The sequence below is a fragment of the Acinetobacter sp. 778_lipA genome (assembly GCF_058242985.1).
On the sequence record NZ_JBZAYT010000001.1, the window covers coordinates 367,488 to 381,390 of the forward strand.

Here is a 13,903-nt window from a genome sequence, read left to right on the forward strand (position 1 = left end):
TCTATCTCTAGATGCTGCTTGATATAGAAAAGAGAGCGAAGCTCTCTTTTCTTATTTGTTTTATTGAGTATTTGCAGACTTTTTTAAAGCATCTAATTTTTTAGTTACTTCTTTAAAATCTTCAGATGCATTTTGTACACTTTTAATCAGTTGGCTGTTCATGACTTTCATGGTTTCTTGAGCAACTTGAGGTGTTTTTTTCAAAATTGACTGTCCAATAGCACTTGAATAAAAATCAATTTGAGCTTGAACTTCTTCAGCACTGTATATGTCTTTATAAATCTTAAGATAAACGGGTTTGATTTGATCCCAAGCAACAGTTTTTTTACTTTGCTCATACATTTTGTCAGCAAGTTCATTGGCGACAATTTGTTCTTGTGGATTGAGCTGATCTTTTTTGACCGTCATTTGAATGATTTGATAAGCCTGTTGATCTAGCTGAGGACGAATCTGTTGTAATGTTTCTTGCAGCAGTTCATCAATATTCATGACTTTCAATAATTGTTGAACTTGTTGATCTGAAGCGGGCGCTGCAAAAGCAAAATTTGTGGTGATACATGCGCTTGCAAGTAGTAAGTGTTGGAATAATTTCATAAAATACCTATAGGATCCTGCTGTAATTAACATCATAAAATGATTGAGTGAAAGCTTAATCAACCTGAAGAATTGGCTTTAAAATCGTTTCCATTTTTTCCTTCAATGCTTTTTGATTTTCTACTTTCATCATTTTTTCTTGAGAAAACGTTGTGGTTTCTTGCATGACTTCTGTCATCAGGGTGTTCATCTTTTTATTGATAGATTGTCCAATCGGTGTACTTAAAAAAGCGATATTGGCTTGAACTTCTTCTTCTGTAAAGGTCTTTTTAAATAATGATTTAAACATGTTGAGATATTCGGGGTCAGTTACCAGCTGTTGTTGAAGATCACTATACAGCGCACTAATTTGTAGTGCTGCATTTTGTTGATCGATATTCAATGTTTGAGCACCCGTCACTTGGCGGACAAGTGCTTCTGCTTGATCGTCAAAGTAAGGTTGCATATCACGAGTACTTTGTTTGAATATCTCTGAGATATTGGAGAGTTGCATCAATTTGTCGACACTTTTATCTGTTGCTGGAGATGCAAAACTTGACACTGTGATACAGCATAAACTTAAAGTTAAAATGAACTGCATAATTTTCATAGGTTTTCCTTTATTTATTTTCATCTAAATGATGCAATTGCTGAATAATTTCTCCAATTTTATTGCGATATTGTTGGATAAATTGAGGGTCATTGATTGCCTTATGAATAGCAGCATTGCTTTCTATGAATATTTCTGTGTCAATATTGGCAAGTTTTGTGTACAGCTCTTGGCTTGACGTTGTGTCACGCTGAGAGAGCATTTCAATTTCTTGAGAACTTAACGATTCTAAAAGAATTTGTTTGGTTTGGGCGATAAATTGTGGATCTCGGAGAATATTTTCTGGTATTGCTTGATAAATCTCTACAATTTGAGGGATGATTTGTTTTTCTTTATCAGTGAGTTCTATTGTACTTGATCCGTTTTTGATTAAATTTTCTGCTTGATTTTGATAAATCCTTTTTGCACTTTCATTGTATTGTAGGCGCCATATTTGATTGGTAATGATACCTTGTGCTAGTCGCTCAACGGCATCACTATCAGTGTTTGAGGCAAAACTTTGAATAGAGATCAAGCATAAAAATAACCCCGGAAAAATAATATATTTTATAAAGTTCATGATCTGACCCAAAATAAAAAGCACTCTAATCATAGAGTGCTTTTTAAGTGATGCTCAAGCTTAATCTAAGCTTTAGATCAGATTATTGTGCAACAGCATCAACCACTGGGATTTTACCAATTTTGGCTTGCCAGATTTTAGGTGCAGTCGCATGAATAGAAGTACCATTGACATCAACTGCAACAGATACAGGCATGTCTTGTACTTTAAATTTATAAATAGCTTCCATACCTAAGTCAGCAAATGCAACAACTTCTGCTTCACGAATGGCTTTAGATACTAAATAAGCAGCACCACCAACAGCCATCAAATAAGTTGCTTTATTGTCTTTGATCGCTTCAACAGCAGCAGGGCCACGATCCGCTTTACCGATCATACCGAACAAGCCAGTCGCTTCAAGGACTTGACGTGTGAACTTATCCATACGTGTTGCTGTCGTTGGGCCAGCAGGGCCTACAACTTCATCGCCTACAGGATCTACAGGTCCCACGTAGTAAATGAATTTACCTTTGAGATCTACAGGTAACTGTTCGCCTTTATTTAACATGTCAACCATGCGTTTATGCGCAGCATCACGACCTGTATAGATGGTACCGTTCAATAATAATGTATCACCCGGTTGCCATGAGTTCATTTCTTCCTGTGTGATATTGTCTAAGTCAACACGTTTAGATGTTGACGTATCCCAAGTCACTTCAGGGTAATCTGAAAGTAAAGGCGCTTGAATATGTGCAATCCCTGAACCGTCTAACTGGAAGTGAGCGTGACGAGTTGCAGCACAGTTTGGAATCATACCGACTGGTTTACCAGCAGCATGACAAGGGTAGTCTTTGATCTTGATATCAAGCACTGTGGTTAAACCACCAAGACCTTGTGCACCGATACCCAATGCATTCACTTTTTCAAAGATTTCAATACGCAGTTCTTCGATTTGGTTCTGTGGACCACGGCGAAGTAACTCGTCCATATTGATTTCTTCCATGAGCGATTCTTTTGCAAGCATCATGGCTTTTTCAGCAGTACCACCAATACCAATACCGAGCATTCCTGGAGGACACCAACCCGCACCCATCGTTGGTACAGTTTTAAGTACCCAATCTACGATCGAGTCAGAAGGGTTAAGCATTGCCAGTTTAGATTTATTCTCTGAACCACCACCTTTCGCTGCAACAGTAATATCGACTTTATTGCCTGGAACGAGTTTGTAGTGAATTACAGCAGGTGTATTGTCTTTGGTATTTTTACGACCAAAAGCAGGATCTGCTAAAACTGAAGCGCGGAGTACGTTGGAGTTTTCTAAGTAACCTTGGCGTACACCTTCATTGATCGCATCATCTAAGCTCATGGTTAAATCAAATTTAACATCTAAGCCCACGTCAACAAATACGTTAACAATACCAGTATCTTGACAGATTGGACGATGACCTTCTGCACACATACGTGAGTTAATTAAGATTTGTGCAATTGCATCCTTTGCAGCTTGGTTCTCTTCACGATCATAAGCACGGCTCATCGCTTGGATAAAGTCTTGTGGATGATAGTACGAAATGAACTGAAGCGCGTCCTTGACCGATGTGATCAAGTCATCTTGTTTGATAATAGTTGTCATATCAAAAATCTCTTGAGCGGGCTGTTAGCTAGCGGGCTAAATTATACGTGATATTGCTTGTTTTGTGGTGGCTTAGATCTAATTTCAGCCTAAAGTTTTATGATTTTATTTGAGAAACTCAGCTTATATTTTGGTTGATCAAGTCAACTTTTCTACTTTATATATATTCAACCTGTCAAAAAACTTAGATACATAAATATATTTCTCTTAATTAGTATTGTTAATTACATCAATTGAATGGAAAAATAAATTGTTTGATTATAAAAAAGCTTGCAATGCCACACCTTACATTCAACGTTTAAATGTCTTTGCGTAGGTGATGCCTCACTTGTCGTAGGGGATGTCAAACCTTGCGCTGCAAACAAAGCCGTGCTTTGTTTTTGCTCATGGGTGAGGGGTACGTCCTGTATCCCTGCCCACGGCGACATCCATGTCGTCCCACGCTAGGATAACTATCTAGAATTCAAAAATACAAAAACTTATTCATTGCCAAAACTTCTAAAGTTCATACAAAAACAGGGTAATTCTCCCTTAAAATAATTGAACTTAAAAGGAGACAATCGAATAATCTTATTGAAATAAATTTCAGATTTTACAGGGTAAAAAGCTCAATACTCTTTGAAGTCGGAAGCTTGGGCTGAATAACAACAATATGGAAAACTATACACATCTTGCGGAAAATATTATTGAAATTTTAAAAAAAATGCCCGTGCATGGACTGATTTACGTGGGGAATTTCTTTATGAAAAAGCGTGGTTGGATCGCTTTTTAACTTTTAATTCCAGCTCACTCTCATATTCTGGATTTGGGCTGTGGTTCAGCAAAGCCCATTACTGCTTATTTGATTGAGCAAGCGAATACAGTGACAGGTGTTGATAGTTCTGATGTGATGATTGAAATGGCGAAACAGAATTTTCCTGAGCACACTTGGATTTTAGCTGATATGCGAACAGTAAATTTAGATCGCAAGTTTGATGCAATACTTGCTTGGGATAGTTTTTTCATCTTACACCACAAGATCAGAGAAATATGTTTGAAATTTTTAATCCATATACAAAAGCTGGTGCTACTTTAATGTTTAGCAGTGGACCATCCCAAGGGGAGGCGATTGGAGAGATGTTTGGTGATGCTCTGTATCATGCGAGCTTATCATCGGCTGAGTACCACGAACTATTTAAAAAGTATAATTTTGCAGTGATAGCGATGATTGCAGAAGACCGTAATTGTACAGGACATACTGTTTGGTTAGCCAAGCGAATATAAAATACCTAGATGAAAATAAATTAAGCAATAAATTAAAAATATCTAAAAATTTTAAGATTCTCAAATTAAGATACTCATCTATTTTAATTGTGAGTATTAAAGTTATTTTTTAGTTAAATTTCTAAATAAGAAAAAAAAGCCTATCTCCTTTAATGTACTTTTCACGTTTATTTTATTTACCTATGATTATTTTGTAGTTAAATTAGCATGTTATTGTAAATTTTGGTGAGAAATTGTATTATAATGATAATTATTCTCATTATGTTTTCGGTGTAATCATGCCTTTTGTTAAAAAAAGCTTAACTTTAATGATGCTGTCGACGGGAGGACTTTTCGTTTCCTCTCTAACATTTGCAAATACAGATAGCAGTGAAGAACAGAAAAAAAGTACAGCAACGCTTCCCACGATTGTAATTGAAGCAATGAATGATGGTGACCCAATAAAAACATATGTGGACTATAAACAAGCCAATGTTACGAGAAATGGTTTAGATAAAAAAGATATACCACAAACGATTGATACAATTGATGTTTCTAAATATAAGCTATATGGTGCAAATGATTTGAGTGTCATGCTACAAGGCACACCAGGCGTTTCAACCAGTTACGATATGCGTGGTGATGGGATTATGCTGCGTGGGTTTAGTGCGGATTCTGGGGATATCTATCGTGATGGTGTGCGTGAAAGTGGACAAATACGTCGCAGTACCGCCAATGTTGAACGAATTGAAATTTTAAAAGGTCCTGCATCTGTATTATATGGCCGTAGTGGCGGCGGTGGTGTGATCAATATGGTCACCAAATATGCAAATTTTGACTCGGGAAGCTCAGTTGGGGCATACGTGGGTTCTTATGACAATGTTGGCGGAACGCTTGATATTAATAAAGTACTTAATGATAACTGGGCTGTACGTTTGGTTGGTGAAAAGTCCGATACCAATAGTTTCCGTTCAGAAATTGGCGCCAATGAGGAAATGATTTCTCCAAGTGTGACTTATCGTAGTGATGATGAAAAGCTACTTTGGACAACGGAATTTACTTACGACAATATAAATCGAGTTCCCGATCGTGGGCCTGCTTATGATAATTTGCCTGCAGGAACTTCAATTAAGATGGGGTTTGCTCAACCTGGTGATTATGTAGAAGATATTCTTCAAACAATGCGTACAGATGTTAAATATGAATTTGCACCAAATTGGAAATTTCATTGGGGCTTAAGCCATCGTGAGTCGGAACAAAATTTTGATCATTTTTATTTAGGCTCTATGTGTACTGCTGACGTGAAGCCAACGAATACAAATAAAGGGTGTTATAAAGGTTATATCAATCAAATTTATTATTGGCAACAGACAACCAATAAAACCACAACCAATACTTGGGATATAACTGGTGAGTTTAATACTGGGACAATTAAACATAATATTCTAGTCGGTACAGACTGGTCTTATGAGCAGAGAGAACCCTTACTATCAAATAAAAACAAGGATGGCTCATTGATTTATGGGTTTGTTAATCCATTAACAGGTGATCGTTTTAGTAACCGTGGTACAGGGCATATTACTACCTCGCATAATTATAATGAAGGAACAAATTATGCGCTTTTCCTTCAAGATCTTATTAGCTTCAATGATCAGTTTAAAATGATGTTAGGCGGGCGATATGATTACTATGAATCAAAAACCACAAATAAATTAGAGAGTTCAACCTCATATCGACAATCACGCGAAGTTAAAGACGAGACATTTAGTCCAAATGTAGGTTTTGTATGGCAACCCGTCCCTGAGCAAAGTCTATATGCATCTTATAGTCGAAGTTTTTCACCCTTTGGTGGTAATATGGGCGTCAATGTTATAAATGCAACTGATGACCTAAGCGCATTTAATTATGAGCCACAATATCTTGATCAATATGAAGTGGGTATCAAAAGTGATTGGCTAGATTCTAAGCTAAACACCCAACTATCTGTATTCAATATTAAAAAACATAATATTCGAGCGCGTAAAGATCCAGATGATAATAACTCGCCTTATGTTGTTATTGGTGAAAATGAATCTAAAGGATTAGAGTTTAGTTTTATTGGTCAGGCACTGAATAATATTTATGTTCGAGGTGGCTATGGTTATACAGATGCCAAAATTACTAAACATGATGTAAGACCTGAATTAGTTGATAATAATTTACGCAATGTGTCCAAGCATACAGGCAATTTATTTGTACGTTATCTTCCTACCGAAAAAATTTATGGCGAGGTTGGTGCAACCTATATGGGGGATTATTATACTTCTGATGAAAATACCATCAAAATGCCAGATTGGACTCGTGTAGATGCTGCAATTGGTTATAAAGACGATAAATGGGGCGCGACGATTGCTGTAAATAATTTAACGGATAAAGAATATTGGCGTTCAAATGCAATGCCAGGGACTCCTCGAAATTATTTATTCCGTTTAAACTATTTCTTCTAAACTTTAATCTCATCGGAAAAGAGGTTGCCTGATTACCATGATAGCAATCTAATCGTTTGGTCAGATGAAAGCATGATGCATGCGTTTATAGTAAGTCGATAATAAAAACCACCCAATTGATTTGGGTGGTTTTTATTATTAGTAGAGAATTAATGTGTAGTTTGTTGTTCTGACTGAATCGCTGTCAATGCAATGGTAAACACAATATCATCCACCAATGCTCCACGAGACAAATCATTTACAGGTTTATTTAAACCTTGCAGCATTGGACCAACACTGACGACATTGGCAGAGCGTTGAACCGCTTTATAAGTCGTATTGCCCGTATTGAGATCAGGGAAGATAAAGACATTGGCACGACCTGCAACTTGAGAGTCAGGGGCTTTAGAACGGCCAACACTTTCAACGGATGCAGCATCGTATTGCAAAGGGCCATCAATCAATAAATCTGGACGACGTTGTTTGGCAATTTCAGTGGCTTTAGCTACTTTTTCGACTTCTGCACCTGCACCTGAGGTTCCTGTTGAATAAGAAATCATGGCAATACGTGGGTCAATACCAAATGCTTTTGCTGAGTCTGCGGATTGAATTGCAATCTCTGCCAATTGCTCAGCATCTGGATCGGGGTTGATTGCACAATCACCGTATACATAAACCTCATCTGGCAACAGCATAAAGAAGATTGAAGAAACCAATGAGTACTCTGGTGCGGTTTTGATCAGCTGGAATGCAGGGCGCACCGTATTGGCGGTAGTATGTACAGCACCAGAAACCAGTCCATCGACTTGATCAAGTGCCAGCATCATCGTACCAAGGACCACAGTATCTTGCAGTTGCTCACGTGCTTGTAATTCGTTGAGTTTGCCTTTACGTAATTCAATCATTTGCGTCACGTAGTTTTCACGGATCAGATCTGGATCAATAATCTCTAAATCCACAGGAAGTTCGATATTACGTGCTTTGGCGACTTCAAGTACCGCTTCAGGTTTTGCTAACAATACACATTGCGCAATACCGCGTGATTGACAGATCGCTGCGGCTTGAATAGTACGAGGTTCATCGCCTTCGGGCAGTACAATACGTTTTTTTGCAGCAATTGATTTTTGTACCAATTCATGACGGAATGCGGAAGGGGATAAACGAGGTTTATAGTCACCGTTCAACATCTGGGTCAGCCATGCTGGATCAATATGGCTTGAAACGAAACGGGTCACTTGATCTGCGCGTTCGGTATCATCCACAGGAATTTCATTGCTTAAATTGGCAAGCTGCTGTGCTGTTTCAAAGGTACTGAGTGGTGTATGTAAAATAGGTAGACCATTTTTAATTGCAGACTGGCAGAATTCTAAAACCAATGGATTTGGCTCATGATGTTCAGTTAAAACTAAACCTGCGAGTGGAATGCCATTGCTGGTGGCTAAACTGCTCGCCAATAGCACATCAATACGATCAGAAGCACTGATAATCAGTTCGCCTGCAACGAATTTTTGTAGCTCATGTTCAATATTTGAAGCAATTAAGCTACTGTGCAACACACGACGTGTGTTAGCTTTGCCCTGATTAATCCATGTGGCTTGAATTTGTTTAGCTAGGTCTGAGATACGTGGCACACTTAAGGTATCACTGAATGGAACTAAGCCAATAATTGGGAATGCTGCTGAACCAATGTGTGCATAAGTTTTTTGAATTTCAGTTTTAAATTTTTCAGTATCTGCAACTAAACGTAAACTTGGATCAATGGTTACTGGAATTTGTGCAGATTCAGCAGGTAGACCACGAGTACGCATAAACAATACGCCCGCATTACGCGATGATGATGCTCCACCAAAATTACGTACTTGTGCTTCAACTTTTTCAGCAGTTTGTTCTGGTTTTTCGATATTGGCATTGCTGACGAAGATGACTTTGGCATCTAAAGCTTGCGCTAAAGAGGCATTTAAATCACTGGCAAAAGCATCACGAGCAGTTGGTACTAAGCCCTCTACAATCACAATGTCATGGGACTTTGCAATTTGGCGTTGTAAGCTGACCGCTTCTTCAAGGAGTTCATCTGTTTCACCATCATTGAGCTGTTGTGTGATTTTTACATAAGCTATTGGTTCAACTGTATCTAATTTTGAAATATGACGGTAAAGCGCAGTTGTGCGATCTGGTTCAGTGATTAATTCTTGTGAAAATGGTTTTAAAAAACCGGCTTTAACACCGTGGCATTCCAATGCATAGACCAAACCTAAACACGCCGACGTTAAGCCAACGCCTTCCCCAGTCGGAACCAATAAAATTGTTTTCATAGACGATTCTTTAATCAGTAAATAGTGTGAATTCATGGATAAATTGAAGATGAATATCTCCAATCATCTACAAGACTGGTTTATATATTTATGCCAGCTTAAACGATTACAAAATAGCTTTATATCAAAAATCTGATTAAGATCATTATAAATAATGATCTTGAGTATGCTGCTATTTCAACATGTACACGCAAAGCTCGTACAAGACTTACGACAGCTTAAGCTGTCGCAATATCAGATTCAGGCTTTTTTGCAGCCTGTTGTACCTCGTGTTCTACAACATGAACCGTTTCTTTAGCGATTCGACCTTCTTCATCGGTTGGAATTACCCAAATTTGAGGGCCTGTTCCTGCATCAATTCGACCTTCTGTTCCACGTTTTAAACCATCATTCTGTTCTTTGCTAAGGTTGAAACCGAAGTGAGGTAAGTAAGCAACAGTTTTTTCACGAATGTAGGCAGAGTTTTCGCCAATACCACCAGTAAAGAACAAACCATCGATACGTGGTAAGCCACAGCTTAATGCAGCCAGAGATTTGGCTAAACGATAACAGAATACTTCAATCGCTAAAGTTGCATCTTCATTGCCTTGTTCTGAGGCATCAATCAAGGTACGCATATCATTTGAAAGATCAGATAGGCCTAGTAAACCTGATTCGCTGTTTAGCATTTTATCAATTTTATAGATATCCCAACCTAAGTTTGAAGCAAGGAAGCTATGAATGCTAGGATCAACATCACCACTACGTGTGCCCATCACCACGCCTTCGAGCGGGGTAAGTCCCATGGATGTATCGACACTTTGACCGTTCCAGATTGCGCAAGTTGAGCTACCGTTGCCTAAGTGTGCTGTTAACCAACCGCCATGTTTGTAGCTACCCGCAAGTTCAGAACCACGTTCAGAAACATACGCATGACTGGTACCATGGAAACCATAACGACGAACATTGTGTTGTGTATAAAGAAACTTTGGTAAAGCATAACGATATGCATGTGCAGGCATGGTTTGATGGAATGCTGTATCAAATACTGCAACCTGTGGTAATTCAGGGAATAGGCGCATTGTCGCATCAATACCGACTAAATGAGCAGGATTATGCAGCGGTGCAAGCGGTGTTGCTTCACGAATTTTTTCTACAATTTCAGGTGTCAATAATTCCGCTTTGGTTAAGGTACCCCCGTGAACGACACGGTGTCCAATGGCTTGAGGCTTATATTGTGATAAGCGACCTAAGATAGTTTCTAAAGCTTTTTCATGGTCTGCATAAGGAATTGACAGTTCAAGAGGCTGATTACCCGCCGTGATTCCTTTAATACGTGCATCAGCAGAACCTAGGTTTTCTGCTAAACCAAAGATTCGATCTTCACGACGTTCAGAAACAAGCGCATATTTGATTGATGAAGATCCGCAGTTAATTACTAATACTGATGTAGACACGTTTGAATACCCGAAATTATAATTTAAAAAAGTCATCCTGATTGATCTGATTATGCTTGTTTATATAGGGCAAATTAGATCGGCAGTCATGTTGTACCATGTGTAGTTTTTTTGTCCTAGATAGACTTTAGGTGATTAGACTTTTGGACTATCGACCTGATATTGATTAATAATTAATATTTATCAATTGATTGTTAAAAATTATCACTCATTGCCGTTTTTATCTATCTGCATTATATAGTTTCTTGTAAATAATCTTGTCCTATAAAAATGATGTTGTTTTGGTGTTTTAAAATTTAATTAATTGTTTTTTATAAAAAATTTTAATTTAGTTATATTTTAACGATGTATTAAAAGTAAAAAACTCAGCATTTATTGTTAAGATAAATGCTGAGTCGAGTTATTCATGCTTGGAATTAATGACGAATCTGACCATCTCCCAAAACAATCCATTTTTGAGAGGTTAATCCTTCAAGACCAACTGGACCACGGGCATGAATTTTATCTGTAGAAATCCCAATTTCAGCACCTAAGCCATATTCAAAACCATCAGCAAAACGAGTCGAAGCATTGACCATGACCGAACTTGAATCTACGCGTGTCAAGAATTGACGCGCTAAGCTAAAGTTCTCGGTGATGATTGCATCAGTATGATGTGAACCATACTTGTTAATATGTTGAATGGCTTCCTCAATCCCTGTCACAATTTTCACTGCTAAGATTGGGCCTAGATATTCTTCATACCAATCCTCTTCACTTGCTGGTTTTACAGCGTTGCCTAAGATTTTTTGAACATTTCTACAACCACGTAATTCAACGTTTTTTTCTGCATAAAGCTCGGCGATACGTGGTAAAAACTCCTCAGCGATTTTTTCATCAACCAAGAGGGTTTCCATTGCATTACATACACCATAACGATGTGTTTTGGAGTTTAATGCGATAGGAAGTGCTTTATGTAGATCAGCTTGAGCTTCAACAAAAACATGGCAATTTCCATCGAGGTGTTTAATCACTGGGATGGTTGCCTCATTGGTGATGCGTTCAATCAAGCTTTTACCACCACGAGGTACAATCACATCAACATATTCAGACATGGTAATTAATTGGCCCACGGCAGCACGGTCAGTGGTGTTTATCACTTGTACACAAGTTTCAGGTAAGCCCGCTGCTTTTAAACCATGTTGGATGGCTTCAGCAATTGCTTGATTTGAATTCAATGCTTCAGAGCCACCACGTAAAATGATGGCATTGCCAGATTTTAACGCAAGTGAGGCAGCTTCAAGGGTAACGTTTGGGCGTGATTCATAAATCATGCCGACCACACCTAAAGGCACGCGCATTTTACCAATCTGAATACCTGTTGGGCGGAAAGCAAGATCCGTGATTTCACCAATCGGATCGACAAGACCAATGACATCTTTTAAGCCTTGTAACATTCCTTTAAAGCGTGTGGGGTTGAGTTCTAAACGATCAAGTAAAGCACTATCCAATTGATTGTCACGACCTTTGCTCATGTCAATTTGGTTGGCGGCCAAGATTTGCGGTTGACTATTTTCCAAAGCAGTATAAATCGCAGATAAGGCATTATTTTTTGCAAGTGTAGTTGCGCCTGCCAAAACACTAGCGGCTTGGCGTGCTTGCTTCCCTACAGTTTGCATATACTGTTCAATTGAGTCTTGCATAGCAGTTTATTTGATCATTAAAAATTTCCCTTTGATAGTAGCAGTCTAAGTAAAGCCAAGGAAGTATTTCACTGAAATAAACTTATTTTGTGTTGCCAGAACTCAGAATATTTTGCAAAGTCTTTTGCCATTTAAACTGGATAAACGGTCAATTTAGCGATTGCGTATAAATCACACATCTGTAAGAATGAAACAATAAGGACATTGAAGTGATACAGAATTTATACGTATCACGAATTTGAAAGAATAATGCGGGTCAAAATCTTGCATATTAAAAGAATAAAGCAAGGATGGAGGAAGGATATGAATTCCATTATCCAAATGGACACAGAATCACACCAATCTTTATCAAGCTTTGGTTTTTTCGACATATACCACAAAAATAGTTTTAAGCAGGAACCAAGAACAACTTGGATTGATGGCTGGAAAATTGAGTATATGGCGATCGCAGATCCACGAACAATTCACAATACCCCTATTGTGATTGTGGGTGGAGCATTCCAAAACTTTAACTCATATAAATATTGTGTCGAGCAGTTTTTTGAAAGTGGCCCAGTCATTCTGATTGATTTGCCCTCAATGGGCGCCAATCAACAAATCACCAATATCGATTCTGGCTTATCAGCAGGTACATTAGAGTTACCAGATCTTTCCCGTATGTTGGGACAGTGGCTTGATATTGTCGCGATTGAAAAGGTTGCCGTGGTGGGGATATCTTTAGGTTCTGTGATTGCTTCATTTTTTGTTGATCAACGTCCAGAATTGGTCGAGAAAATGATCCTGATGGGCGTCATGCAAGAAACGCGTAAAAGCTGGCGGATGCTGTTAGAAGAATCATTGATGCTGATGAAAGAACAACGTATGGGGGAGTTTGGTCAAGCGGTCATTTTGTATTTAGTCAATCATGCTAAATTAGACAAAACCCGAATGTCGCCTACAGCAAAAAGATTGTTCTTTAAGCAAATGGCTGAGTTTTCTCATACAGAACAAGAACGTTATGAAATCAATTGTAATCGCTTATTGCGGTTAAACCATGTGCCGGTCCCTCAAGTCAATACGCTGGTGGCATGTGGTCAATACGACAGTTTTACCTTACCCCATGAAAATGCAAACTTTGCTTTGCAATGTCCAGACATGCAGTTTGCAATGATTGCCAATGCGGATCATGTTCCACAATTACAGCGTCGTAAAGAAACCATGACCTTATTCACTACTTATTTAAAAGGTGATTCTATTCAAGGGCTAGATGGCATTGTTAATTTCACACGGGAACAAATGCAACATATCGAGCGCCGTGGAGAACAACGTATTCAAGTGCTTGATCCGCATCGCCAGTTGAGCCACCGCCATTCAAATAGAGTGATACAGGTAGATGTGATTGATTTAAATTATTTTGGTCTATTGATAAGCCTTGA

9 protein-coding genes and 2 pseudogenes are annotated in these 13,903 nt (G+C 38.3%); 3 read left to right on the forward strand and 8 right to left on the reverse strand.

Annotated elements, in window-relative coordinates; all coding sequences use genetic code 11:
• Positions 1-60: 60 nt before the first annotated feature.
• From AC4CUY_RS01830 to AC4CUY_RS01850, 5 genes are all read right to left on the reverse strand, one after another.
• Entirely contained in the window at positions 61-594 is a 534-nt protein-coding gene (locus AC4CUY_RS01830) for a DUF2059 domain-containing protein (RefSeq protein WP_419328736.1), read from the reverse strand.
• A gap of 55 nt (positions 595-649) precedes the next feature.
• The gene (locus AC4CUY_RS01835; protein WP_490773589.1) at positions 650-1,183 is read right to left on the reverse strand and encodes a DUF2059 domain-containing protein; all 534 of its coding nucleotides are present in this window, start codon (positions 1,181-1,183) and stop codon (positions 650-652) included.
• A 10-nt stretch (positions 1,184-1,193) separates the two neighbouring features.
• Complete coding sequence (locus AC4CUY_RS01840) at positions 1,194-1,742, reverse strand: hypothetical protein (protein WP_490773590.1); 549 nt, start codon at positions 1,740-1,742, stop codon at positions 1,194-1,196.
• An 82-nt stretch (positions 1,743-1,824) separates the two neighbouring features.
• Positions 1,825-3,351 carry a fumarate hydratase gene (locus AC4CUY_RS01845; protein WP_004726542.1) on the reverse strand — a complete coding sequence of 509 codons (1,527 nt, stop codon included), beginning with the start codon at positions 3,349-3,351 and terminating at the stop codon, positions 1,825-1,827.
• Positions 3,352-3,575: 224 nt separating this feature from the next.
• The gene (locus AC4CUY_RS01850; protein ID WP_419330601.1) at positions 3,576-3,779 is read right to left on the reverse strand and encodes a hypothetical protein; all 204 of its coding nucleotides are present in this window, start codon (positions 3,777-3,779) and stop codon (positions 3,576-3,578) included.
• A gap of 224 nt (positions 3,780-4,003) precedes the next feature.
• Between AC4CUY_RS01850 and AC4CUY_RS01855 the strand changes: the two are divergent.
• Positions 4,004-4,614, forward strand: a pseudogene (locus AC4CUY_RS01855) (class I SAM-dependent methyltransferase).
• Between the two features lie 278 nt (positions 4,615-4,892).
• Positions 4,893-7,079 (forward strand): TonB-dependent receptor, encoded by a 2,187-nt coding sequence (locus tag AC4CUY_RS01860; RefSeq protein WP_419361063.1) that lies wholly within the window; start codon positions 4,893-4,895, stop codon positions 7,077-7,079.
• A gap of 149 nt (positions 7,080-7,228) precedes the next feature.
• On the opposite strand, the gene pta is transcribed toward AC4CUY_RS01860, so the two are convergent.
• From pta to AC4CUY_RS01875, 3 genes are all read right to left on the reverse strand, one after another.
• Positions 7,229-9,370 carry a phosphate acetyltransferase gene (pta, locus tag AC4CUY_RS01865; RefSeq protein ID WP_490773591.1) on the reverse strand — a complete coding sequence of 714 codons (2,142 nt, stop codon included), beginning with the start codon at positions 9,368-9,370 and terminating at the stop codon, positions 7,229-7,231.
• A 218-nt stretch (positions 9,371-9,588) separates the two neighbouring features.
• Positions 9,589-10,806, reverse strand: coding sequence for an acetate/propionate family kinase (locus AC4CUY_RS01870; RefSeq protein ID WP_336954570.1), 1,218 nt, complete (start codon positions 10,804-10,806; stop codon positions 9,589-9,591).
• Positions 10,807-11,222: 416 nt separating this feature from the next.
• A complete protein-coding gene (locus AC4CUY_RS01875) occupies positions 11,223-12,488 on the reverse strand; it encodes a glutamate-5-semialdehyde dehydrogenase (protein ID WP_336954572.1) in 1,266 nt (421 codons plus the stop codon).
• Positions 12,489-12,791: 303 nt separating this feature from the next.
• Between AC4CUY_RS01875 and AC4CUY_RS01880 the strand changes: the two are divergent.
• Positions 12,792-13,839: pseudogene (locus AC4CUY_RS01880) on the forward strand (alpha/beta fold hydrolase); the annotation flags it as partial.
• Between the last annotated feature and the right edge of the window lie 64 nt (positions 13,840-13,903).

What these genes read in the sequence shown, in the direction of transcription:
- AC4CUY_RS01830 (WP_419328736.1), bottom strand. Translation starts at nt 594, where the DNA reads ATGAAATTATTCCAACACTTACTACTTGCAAGCGCATGTATCACCACA.
- AC4CUY_RS01835 (WP_490773589.1), bottom strand. Translation starts at nt 1,183, where the DNA reads ATGAAAATTATGCAGTTCATTTTAACTTTAAGTTTATGCTGTATCACA.
- AC4CUY_RS01840 (WP_490773590.1), bottom strand. Translation starts at nt 1,742, where the DNA reads ATGAACTTTATAAAATATATTATTTTTCCGGGGTTATTTTTATGCTTG.
- AC4CUY_RS01845 (WP_004726542.1), bottom strand. Translation starts at nt 3,351, where the DNA reads ATGACAACTATTATCAAACAAGATGACTTGATCACATCGGTCAAGGAC.
- AC4CUY_RS01850 (WP_419330601.1), bottom strand. Translation starts at nt 3,779, where the DNA reads ATGTCGCCGTGGGCAGGGATACAGGACGTACCCCTCACCCATGAGCAA.
- AC4CUY_RS01860 (WP_419361063.1), top strand. Translation starts at nt 4,893, where the DNA reads ATGCCTTTTGTTAAAAAAAGCTTAACTTTAATGATGCTGTCGACGGGA.
- pta (WP_490773591.1), bottom strand. Translation starts at nt 9,370, where the DNA reads ATGAAAACAATTTTATTGGTTCCGACTGGGGAAGGCGTTGGCTTAACG.
- AC4CUY_RS01875 (WP_336954572.1), bottom strand. Translation starts at nt 12,488, where the DNA reads ATGCAAGACTCAATTGAACAGTATATGCAAACTGTAGGGAAGCAAGCA.